Here is a 10,410-nt window from a genome sequence, read left to right as displayed (position 1 = left end):
CTATAAAAGCCAACAATAATACAATAGCCGTTTTAGGAAATGCACATTTTGTAGGAACATATAAACGAGAAGTATTTAATACATTACCCAAAAATGGAAGCAAATATAAATTAGGAGGAGACAGCGAACATATCTATATGGATTCTCCAGTGGTTAAATATGGAGGTTATAGATTAGCGACCTATAATAATTATGCTTATCACATAGGGAATACCTCAGAAGATTGGGTAGAAGAAGCATTTAATAGCTTAAAAGAAGAACAGAAAACATACAGTACATTTAAAGACCTTAAAGAATTAAAAAGTAAGAGATTTAACTATATCCTTTCAGAAAAGATATTTAAAAAACTATTTACAGTAAAACCAATAAAGAAACTTATTTTTAAACAAAAAGGTCTAACAAAAACACAATTAGAACATTTTATAAATTAACTTGATAACACTAGTATTAACATATAGAAATAGAGATTTACGATTAGTAAAAAACTGTTTAAACTCTTTAGATAGGCAAACAAATAAAGAATTTAAAGTAGTATTAGTAGACTATGGAAGTGTCGCTAATTATAGAAATGAATTAGAAACACTTGTAAAAAACTATTCTTTTATACAATTAATTCAATGTAATACAAATCAAGAATTATGGTGTAAATCTAGAGCCATTAACATCGTTTTAAAACAATGTGAAACAAATTATTTCTTTGTAGGAGATATAGATATGATGTATCATTCAAAGTTTGTTGAAACATTAAAAACGATAAAGAAAGATGAAATCACTTATTTTCAAGTTGGATTTTTAAATGAAGGAGAATCTAAAAAAGAACAAGAATTTTTAGAATATATAATCAATTTCAAGTCTACAAAAGAAGCTACAGGAATGACATTATACCCTACAAGTATTTTAAAGTCTATTAATGGCTATGATGAATTTTACAACGGCTGGGGAAGCGAAGATACAGATGTACACATACGATTAAGAAATGCAGGACATAGAATCAATTTTTATAATGAAACTATATTAATGTTACACCAATGGCATCCAAAACAATACCGTTCTAAAAGCAGTTTAGCACCATTTCACTCGCAATTAGAACAAATAAATGCCAGTTATTTAGCATTTGTAGAACAATCTAAAAAAGTAAAAGCAAATACCAAATTCAATTGGGGTGTTTATAAAGACAGTGATTATGAAACGTTAAAAAATATAGAAAAATATTACTCAATATCTAATAAAAAAGCAGAGGTCTTAGCATTTATTAATGCCATCCTACTCACAGAAAAAGGTGTTTTAAAAGTAACAATAACACAACATGAAGCCTACAAATCCGTAAAAGAAATATTAAAAGGACTATTAGGAAAAAAAACAATAGCGTTTTTAAGTTTAGAAGACGTTAATGATATAATATTAAGCTGTGTTATTAATCAATTAAGAACTAGCGCCTATCAATATCAATTTAACAAGGTCAAGAAGACTATAGAATTAATTATTAAATTGTAATGTTATGCGTATTTTAATGGTTTCCATGAATTCAATCCATTTCCAACGATGGGCGAGCCAGCTTGAAAATAGTGAACATAACATCTTTTGGTTCGATATTAAAGATGGAGCAAAAGTATCTAGTTTAAAATGGGTAACCTCATTTCAAGGTTGGAGGCATAAATTTCCTAAACTAAAAGGGAGAACATTTATTAAAAAGAATTTCCCTAAATTGAATAAAAGTATTTTAGAACATGATGTAGAAAGCGCTTTCGAAAAAGTATTATTAGAAGTAAAGCCAGATGTGGTACATAGCTTTGTATTGCAAATATCATGTTTACCCATTTTAAATGTTATGAATAAAAACCCAAAGATAAAATGGGTGTATTCAGCATGGGGAAGTGATTTATACAATACAAAAAACAAACCTAATTACGAGTCAGAAGTTTACAGTGTACTATCTAAAATAGATTATTTATTTACAGACTGTAATAGAGATTTTGAAATAGCTAAAAAAAATGGATTTAAAGGTCATTTTTTAGGTGTTTTTCCAGGTGGCGGCGGTTATAAAATAGAAGCGCATGAAAATCATCTTATACAAAAAACAGAAGGTAGATCTGTTATTTTAGTAAAAGGGTACCAAGGAGAATTAGGGAGATGTATAGAAGTATTAAAAGCACTTAAAACATTAGCAAAACCATTAAGCACCTATAAAATAGTTGTTTTTGGAGCACATGAAGAAGTAAAAACATATATAAAGCAAACCAATTTAAAAGCAGATTTAAACATAACAGTACTAACACAATCTTCGCATTTAGAAATTTTAAAATTAATGGGAGAAGCCTACATTTATATAGGAAACAGTATGTCAGATGGTATGCCAAATACACTTTTAGAAGCCGTAATAATGGGAGCTTTTCCAATACAGTCTAATCCAGGAGGCGCAACAGAAGATGTTATTATAAATAACAAAAATGGCTTGTTAATAGAGAAACCCACAGATGTAGAACACATTGCGAAACTTGTAGAACAAGCTATTATAAATAAAGAATTAGTAGAGAACGCATTTCAGTACAATCAAACAAAAATGAAACCAGCTTTAGCTTATAATAATATTAAGGCGAAGGTATTAAAAGCATACAAAAGTATATCTTAGTAGTATGATTATCTATCAATCTAAAATAATAGAACGCGACTCGTTTTCGTATTTAGAAACAGTTTTTGAAACCAAAAATGAAACAAAAACATTATGGTATAAAATACCAAGTCTATATAAAAACCAATTAACAACCCAAAACTTAGATGCCGCAGTTGTAGGATTATTGGTTTTGGCTATGAAAAATAACGAAGACATTATAGTAAAAGGAACACTGTCTTCTAAACTAAACTATACATTAAATAACTATTTAATAAAAGCATTACATTTATCTAACGCAACATATCATGAAATTAAAATAATCCCTGAAGCAACCTCTACAGATACCTTAAACAACGGTAAAAACATAGCAACAGGCATATCTTGTGGTATAGATTCCTTTTCAACAATAGCAACACATACCAATACTCGTAAACAATACGATGTTAATTGTTTAACCTATTTTAATGCAGGGTCTCATGGAGTCTTTCAAGGAGAAATAGCAGGAAAACTTTATGCGAAAAGACTAAATAATGTAGAGCAATTTGTACAAAAAATGGGATTACCATTATTAAAACTAGATACCAATGTCTATAATTTAGTAGGTGTCGATTTTCAAAAATTACACAGTATCTACCATATATCTTGCGTTTTGGCACTTCAAAACGGTATTAGTACGTATTACTACTCATCAGCATTTAGATTTGATTATTTTAAACTAAATAAAGATGATACTAGCGATTGGGACAATCTATTACTCAATTATTTGCAAACAGAATCTACTCAATTCTATTCCTCAATGGCGCAATATAATAGATTTGAGAGAACGGAAATAGTAGCACATTATAAGCCGTCTTATAATTATTTAGATGTATGTACAAGTTATACAGACAATGATAAGATAAATTGTTCTAAATGTGATAAATGTATGCGAACACAACTATCCCTAGAACTATTAGGAGAGTTAGAAAATTATAAAAATGTATTTAATATAGAAGTTTATAAAAAACATAAAGATACCTATATTGGTAAATTATTATATACAAAAGAAAAACATCAAATAAATAAAGATTTATATCTAAAACTGGAGGAAAAAAATATGATCAAACCAAAACACTATATAATCAATACCTTTCCTACACTAAAAAAAAGAATATCTAGATTTATAAAAAAATAAAAGCCTTAAAACGTTAAGAAAACAATAGTATACAAAGAATATGAGTATAAAATTATACAAAGCATCCAGTTTTAAATATACCCCATTTGAAGATTTCATAGAAGGAGACTTAGCTTTTATAAATGAAAACGATATTGTAATAGTAGATAAAATAAAAGAAGCAGATATTATTATCTCTCAAAATTATAAACACCTAAAAAAGCATTTTTGGAGAGGTGTTTTTGGAAACAAAAAGTTTTTAATATGGACGTTAGAGTCTAGGTTTGATACGCATTTTAGTAGTGAAATAAAAGTATTCTTTAATTTGGTTAATTGCCATATCATGAATGTCTATACCAAAGATGTTTTTGTTACTAATGTTACGTTTCGTAGTCGATTAATAACAAATAAATTAAAATTAGTACCTCAGGACTTTAAGTTAAAATCTAAAAAAGTTGTGGCATTAATGTCTTTTTATAAAGGCTTAAACTCTGAAGCATTAATAAGAGATGGAGATAATATAGATTTAATAAAGTTAAGAACAGAAATAGCATTAAAAGGGCATGAAATAGATGCAATGGATGTATATGGAAAAGGATGGCCAGAAGGAATCTCAAAAGAAGATTCCAGAGAAGGCAATTGGGTAGAACGAAAAAGACAACTAGTAGATAATTATCACTTTAATCTATCGTTTGAAAATACAGCAGCCTATAACTATGTAACCGAAAAAATATGGGATAGTATAGAAAATTATTGCTTACCAATTTATTACGGAAAGCATACAAATATATATGAATTATTTCCAGAAAACAGTTTTATAGATTATTCTAAATTTGATAATCCAGAAGCTCTATTCGAATTCATTTCGAAAATGACAAATGAAACATTTATAGAGCGAATGAATAATTGTATAAAAGTTTATAATGCAATATGTGAAAAAGGAAGTACATTTGGTGTTAGCGAAAGACAAAAAATGTTAGACAATATTGTGTCTAGAATAAAAAAAATACATAAAACAAAATAAAAACTATATTGCCACTTTGTAGAAAGCAATATATAGTACATTAAATAAAATACAAACAAATGAAAATAGCTTTAATTACAGGAATAAATGGACAAGACGGTTCCTATTTAGCAGAATTATTGTTAGAGAAAGGATATGAAGTACACGGTATAATTAGAAGAAGTTCTACCTTTAATACAGAGCGAATAGAACATTTGTATATAGATACACTTTTAAAAGATATACACGAAAAACAAAACATAAAACTGCATTATGGCGACATGACAGATGGCTCTAATTTAATACGATTAGTACAAGAAATCAAGCCAGACGAAATATACAATTTAGCAGCACAATCGCATGTAAAAGTATCTTTCGATATGCCAGAATATACTGCGGAAACAGACGGAGTAGGAACGTTAAAACTATTAGAAGCAATAAGAATCTGTGGCTTAGAGAAAAAAACGAGAATATACCAAGCCTCAACATCAGAGTTGTACGGTAAAGTACAAGAAATACCCCAAACAGAAACAACACCATTTTACCCACGTTCACCATACGGAGTCGCAAAACTATATGCATTTTGGATTACTAAAAATTATAGAGAGTCCTATGATATGTATGCAGTAAACGGAATTCTATTTAACCATGAATCTGAAAGAAGAGGAGAAACCTTCGTAACCCGAAAAATTACATTAGCAGCAGCAAGAATAGCACACGGCATTCAAGATAAACTGTATTTAGGGAATTTAAATGCAAAGCGAGACTGGGGCTATGCCAAAGACTTTGTAGAATGTATGTGGCTAATGTTGCAGCAAGAGCAACCAGAAGACTATGTAATAGGAACAGGAGTACAACACACCGTTAGACGATTCTGTGAATTAGCCTTTAAAGAAGCAGGTATAACATTACGTTGGGAAGGAGAAAACGAAAATGAAAAAGGAATTTGTGTAGAAACAGGAAAAACATTAATAGAAGTAGACCCTAACTATTACAGATTAGCAGAAGTAGAAACACTATTAGGAAACCCTGCAAAAGCAAAAGAAAAATTAGGTTGGAACCCTCAAAAAACATCTTTTGAAGATTTAGTGAAAATAATGGTACGTCACGATTTAGATTACGTATTAAGGTTTAAATCTAATACTAAATAAATGACAATTCTATTAACAGGAGGAACCGGAATGGTCGGGAAAAACATTCTCGAATACAATGAGAATGTTACCAATCCCTATACAATATTAGCACCTTCAAGAAGTACGCTAAATCTGGAAGATTATAACGCCGTAAACAATTACATTAAAAAACATAAACCGGACTATATTATACATGCAGCAGGTTTAGTAGGCGGTATTCAAGATAATATAGCGCGTCCAGTTAATTTTTTGGTAAAAAACCTTGAAATAGGAAAAAACCTAATCTTAGCAGCCAAAGACAATAAAGTAAAACACTTTATAAATCTATCGAGTTCTTGTATGTATCCTAGAGAAGCCGTTAACCCATTAGGAGAAGAACTTATTTTAAAAGGAGAGTTAGAACCAACAAACGAAGGCTATGCATTAGCAAAAATAGTAACAACTAGACTTTGTGAGTATATTAATAAAGAAGATAATTATTATCAATATAAAACCGTAATACCATGTAACCTATATGGTAAATACGATAAGTTTTCTCCTCAGCATTCGCATATGGTGCCAGCAGTAATTAGAAAAATAGATGAAGCTAAAATAAATGGAGATGAGCAAATTACTATTTGGGGAACAGGAGAAGCAAGGCGAGAATTTATGTATGCAGAAGATGTAGCCGATTTTATTTTCTACGCAATAGAACATTTTGAAACTATGCCACAAAACATAAATGTAGGCTTAGGTTACGATTATACTATAAACGAATATTACGAAAAAATAGCAGAAGTTATAGGATATAAAGGTTCGTTTGTTCACGATACGACAAAACCAGTAGGTATGATGCAAAAACTAATAGACGATACCAAATTAAATACCTTTGGTTGGAAAGCTAAAACTGCATTAGTAGAAGGTTTAAAAAAAACCTATAATTATTATAAAAGCGAAGTATTAAATGATTAAATATCCATTAGCAACATCCACTTGGGATGATAAAGAAATAGAAGCTATTAATACTGTAATAGCAAGTGACATGTATACAATGGGTAAACATGTAAAACAATTTGAAACAGAATTTGCATCTTTTATAGATTCCAAATACTGTGTTATGGTTAATTCTGGGTCTTCAGCTAATTTATTAGCAGTAGCAGCATTATTTTATACCAAAAACCCAAAGCTAAAAAGAGGAGATGAGGTTATTGTACCAGCTGTATCATGGTCTACAACTTATTATCCATTATACCAATACGGATTAAAATTAAAATTTGTAGACGTCGATTTACAAACATTAAATTTCGACTTAGAGCAATTAGAACAAGCCATTACAGAAGATACTAAAATGATATTTGCAGTAAATCTGTTAGGAAATCCTAACGATTTTGACGCAATCAATACTATTATAGGTTCAAGAGATATTATTCTATTAGAAGATAATTGCGAATCTATGGGAGCAGAATACAAAGGAAAACAAGCAGGAACCTTTGGAGTAATGGGAACATTCTCTACATTCTTCTCTCACCATATGGCAACAATGGAAGGCGGTTTGGTAGCAACAGACGATGAAGAATTATACCACGTTTTAATAGCATTAAGAGCACACGGTTGGACAAGACACCTTCCCAAAGAGAATAAAGTAGCTAATAAAAGTGACGATTGGTTTACAGAATCCTTCAGGTTTGTTTTGCCAGGATATAATGTAAGGCCAGTAGAAATGAGTGGGGCGATAGGAGTACAACAATTAAAAAAGCTGCCAGATTTTTTAAAACACAGAAGAGCAAACGCTAAACAATTTCAAGAGCTATTTAAAGACCATAAAGACTTTTACATACAAGAAAATACAGATAATAGTAGTTGGTTTGGATTTAGCTTAATAATAAAACCAGAATCTAAAGTAAGTAGAAAAGAAGTAGTTGAGAAATTAACACAAAATAATATAGACTGTAGACCAATAGTAACAGGAGATTTTACTAAAAACGAAGTGCTAAAGTATTTTAATTATGAGGTTTTTGGTGAAATGAAAAATGCAAAATACTTAGATCAACATGGTTTGTTTGTAGGAAACCACCAAATCCCTTTAACAGAACAAATACAATTTTTGCATAAAATTCTGTCCTAAAAGAGCACGTAAACATAAAGCAATATTTAATAATTTTACCTTTTATCCTGTTTTTTAGCTATTTCGTCGCTAAAAAATGTATTTTAGCAGAATTATTAGATAACTGACGACTAAAATTAAATGAAGACAATAGGCTTTATCCCTTTGCGAAAAGGATCAAAAGGAATCCCCAATAAAAACAAGCGTAAAATGGTTGGAAGACCATTGTATACATGGGTGTTAGGAGAAGCATTGTTTTCTAACCTAGATGAAGTTTATGTCTACACAGACGATCAAGATATTATAGACTTTATAGCCAAAGAATACCATTGGACTAATAAAGTAAAAGCATTATTACGAAGCGATGAAAGCGCTACAGATACAGCATCTACAGAATTTGCAATATTGGAGTTTTGTGATAAAATAAACTATAACTTTGATGCTTTTTGTTTACTACAAGCGACATCGCCATTTACAAAAAGAGACGATATAAATGCTTGTTTAAGTAAATTAGAAAAGGATTACGATTCAGTATTAACAGTTGTAAATACACATCGTTTTTTATGGAATGCAGATGGCACACCAATAAATTATAACCCGCAAGCAAGACCAAGACGTCAAGATTTTAATGGTTTATTAGTAGAAAATGGTGCCGTATATACAACAACAAAAACAGCTTTACAAGAGACTAAAAATAGATTAGGAAATAAAGTTGCAGTTGTAAAAATGCCAGAAGAATCGTTACTAGAAATAGATTCAGAAAACGATTGGATTGCCGTAGAACACTTATTAATAGAACGCCAAAAAAGAGCAAAAGAATCAGCGAAAATCACACACGTTGTTTTAGATGTAGATGGGGTGTTTACAGATGGCACAATAACCTATACAAAAGATGGAGAGCATACTAAAAATTTCGATATGCGAGACGGTATGGGATTAGAAATTATGCGACAATTTAATATAGAAGTTATGATTATGACTTCAGAGCAATCCGAGTTAGTAGCAAAACGTATGCAGAAACTCAAAATTAAAAAGGTATACTTAGGCGTAAAAGACAAGTACAGTTTACTTCAAAATATATTACAAGAGCAAAATTTATCGATAAACAACTTTGCCTATTTGGGCGATGACGTAAACGATTTAACCAATATATGTAGTGTAGGTTGGTCATTAGCACCAAACAATGCAACAGACATCGTAAAACAGAATGCAGATATCGTATTATCTAAAAATTCTGGAGCAGGAGCCATTAGAGAAGCCTGCCAATTTATAATGAATTATAATAAAAGATTTTAATTTTACACAGAATATAGAAATGGAAGCGTATAAAAAACCTTATATCATTGCCGAAATTGGATGTAACCATAAAGGCGAAATGTCAATCGCTAAAGAATTAATAAAAGTAGCTAAAATATTCTGTAATGTCGATGCTGTAAAGTTTCAAAAAAGACATAATAAAGAACTATTAACAGAAGAACAATATAACCAACCGCACCCAAACCCAGTAAACTCTTATGGCGATACTTATGGCGCACATAGAGAATTTTTAGAGTTTGATGTTGAGCAGCATAGAGAATTAAAAAACTATTGCGAAGAAATAGGATTAACCTATTCAACATCGGTTTGGGATGTAACATCAGCAAAAGAAATAGCATCATTAAACCCAGAGTTTATAAAAATACCATCGGCATGTAATAACAATGTAGCCATGCTAGAATGGTTGTGCGAAAACTATAAAGGAGAACTTCATATTTCTACAGGAATGACAACCAAAGGTGAAATTGAAGATCTTGTAAACCTATTCAAAAAACATAATAGAAATAAAGACTTGGTACTATATAATTGCACATCAGGTTATCCAGTACCATTTCAAGACGTATGTTTATTAGATATTAATTTATTAATAGATAAATATAAAGACGATGTAAAGCATATAGGTTTTTCAGGACATCACTTAGGTATAGCAGTAGATGTTGCAGCTTACACATTAGGAGCTAACATAATAGAAAGGCATTATACAATAGATCGTACCTGGAAAGGAACAGACCATGCAGCTTCGTTAGAGCCAATGGGCTTACGTAAACTATCTAGAGATGTAAATGCAGTACACCAAGCTTTAGCATATAAGAGTCAGGATATTTTACCAATCGAGCAAGTACAACGCGATAAATTAAAAAACCAAAAAGGCTAATAATGTTTCAATCAAAAACCATTAGATTATTTTGGTGGAATGAAAAGAAACTTCAAGGAAAAACCAAAGAAAATTACGGTGACCTTTTAGGCAAATATCTTGTAGAAAAAATAGCCAATAAAAAAGCTGTTTGGACTAAACCATCGGCATTTTCGTTTCAAAATTTTTTCAGCCCTATCTATGTTACCATAGGAAGTATTCTAACAAATGTAAACGACAAATGTGTTGTATGGGGA

The 10,410-nt window shown here is 30.5% G+C and carries 9 protein-coding genes and 2 pseudogenes; all 11 read left to right on the top strand.

Going from position 1 to position 10,410, the window contains the following annotated elements; all coding sequences use genetic code 11:
• Window positions 1-431, top strand: a pseudogene (locus tag ACVC2P_RS18890) (hypothetical protein); the annotation flags it as partial.
• Window position 432: 1 nt separating this feature from the next.
• Window positions 433-1,494: a glycosyltransferase family 2 protein gene (locus ACVC2P_RS18885; RefSeq protein ID WP_452600004.1), complete on the top strand. Its 1,062-nt coding sequence runs from the start codon at window positions 433-435 to the stop codon at window positions 1,492-1,494.
• A 4-nt stretch (window positions 1,495-1,498) separates the two neighbouring features.
• Complete coding sequence (locus ACVC2P_RS18880) at window positions 1,499-2,629, top strand: glycosyltransferase (protein ID WP_452600003.1); 1,131 nt, start codon at window positions 1,499-1,501, stop codon at window positions 2,627-2,629.
• A gap of 4 nt (window positions 2,630-2,633) precedes the next feature.
• Window positions 2,634-3,785: a hypothetical protein gene (locus ACVC2P_RS18875; protein WP_452600002.1), complete on the top strand. Its 1,152-nt coding sequence runs from the start codon at window positions 2,634-2,636 to the stop codon at window positions 3,783-3,785.
• Window positions 3,786-3,825: 40 nt separating this feature from the next.
• Complete coding sequence (locus ACVC2P_RS18870) at window positions 3,826-4,788, top strand: glycosyltransferase family 10 domain-containing protein (protein WP_452600001.1); 963 nt, start codon at window positions 3,826-3,828, stop codon at window positions 4,786-4,788.
• 59 nt (window positions 4,789-4,847) lie between these two features.
• Window positions 4,848-5,918, top strand: a complete 1,071-nt coding sequence (gene gmd, locus ACVC2P_RS18865) for a GDP-mannose 4,6-dehydratase (RefSeq protein WP_452600000.1) — start codon at window positions 4,848-4,850, stop codon at window positions 5,916-5,918.
• Window positions 5,919-6,851, top strand: coding sequence for a GDP-L-fucose synthase family protein (locus ACVC2P_RS18860; RefSeq protein ID WP_452599999.1), 933 nt, complete (start codon window positions 5,919-5,921; stop codon window positions 6,849-6,851).
• Window positions 6,844-8,004: a DegT/DnrJ/EryC1/StrS family aminotransferase gene (locus ACVC2P_RS18855; protein ID WP_452599998.1), complete on the top strand. Its 1,161-nt coding sequence runs from the start codon at window positions 6,844-6,846 to the stop codon at window positions 8,002-8,004. Before ACVC2P_RS18860 ends, ACVC2P_RS18855 begins: the two co-directional genes overlap by 8 nt.
• A gap of 120 nt (window positions 8,005-8,124) precedes the next feature.
• Window positions 8,125-9,279 carry a cytidylyltransferase domain-containing protein gene (locus ACVC2P_RS18850; RefSeq protein WP_452599997.1) on the top strand — a complete coding sequence of 385 codons (1,155 nt, stop codon included), beginning with the start codon at window positions 8,125-8,127 and terminating at the stop codon, window positions 9,277-9,279.
• A 19-nt stretch (window positions 9,280-9,298) separates the two neighbouring features.
• Complete coding sequence (locus ACVC2P_RS18845; protein WP_452599996.1) at window positions 9,299-10,174, top strand: N-acetylneuraminate synthase family protein; 876 nt, start codon at window positions 9,299-9,301, stop codon at window positions 10,172-10,174.
• A 2-nt stretch (window positions 10,175-10,176) separates the two neighbouring features.
• Window positions 10,177-10,410: pseudogene (locus tag ACVC2P_RS18840) on the top strand (polysaccharide pyruvyl transferase family protein); the annotation flags it as partial.

Source organism: Pontimicrobium sp. MEBiC01747 (genome assembly GCF_053601635.1).
The sequence above is the reverse complement of the archived record's forward strand: the minus strand, read 5'-3'. Positions and strand labels throughout refer to the sequence as shown.

Bases quoted from the DNA above. Each gene is read 5' to 3' on its own strand.
- ACVC2P_RS18880 (WP_452600003.1), top strand. From the start codon at position 1,499: ATGCGTATTTTAATGGTTTCCATGAATTCAATCCATTTCCAACGATGG.
- ACVC2P_RS18875 (WP_452600002.1), top strand. From the start codon at position 2,634: ATGATTATCTATCAATCTAAAATAATAGAACGCGACTCGTTTTCGTAT.
- ACVC2P_RS18870 (WP_452600001.1), top strand. From the start codon at position 3,826: ATGAGTATAAAATTATACAAAGCATCCAGTTTTAAATATACCCCATTT.
- gmd (WP_452600000.1), top strand. From the start codon at position 4,848: ATGAAAATAGCTTTAATTACAGGAATAAATGGACAAGACGGTTCCTAT.
- ACVC2P_RS18860 (WP_452599999.1), top strand. From the start codon at position 5,919: ATGACAATTCTATTAACAGGAGGAACCGGAATGGTCGGGAAAAACATT.
- ACVC2P_RS18855 (WP_452599998.1), top strand. From the start codon at position 6,844: ATGATTAAATATCCATTAGCAACATCCACTTGGGATGATAAAGAAATA.
- ACVC2P_RS18850 (WP_452599997.1), top strand. From the start codon at position 8,125: ATGAAGACAATAGGCTTTATCCCTTTGCGAAAAGGATCAAAAGGAATC.
- ACVC2P_RS18845 (WP_452599996.1), top strand. From the start codon at position 9,299: ATGGAAGCGTATAAAAAACCTTATATCATTGCCGAAATTGGATGTAAC.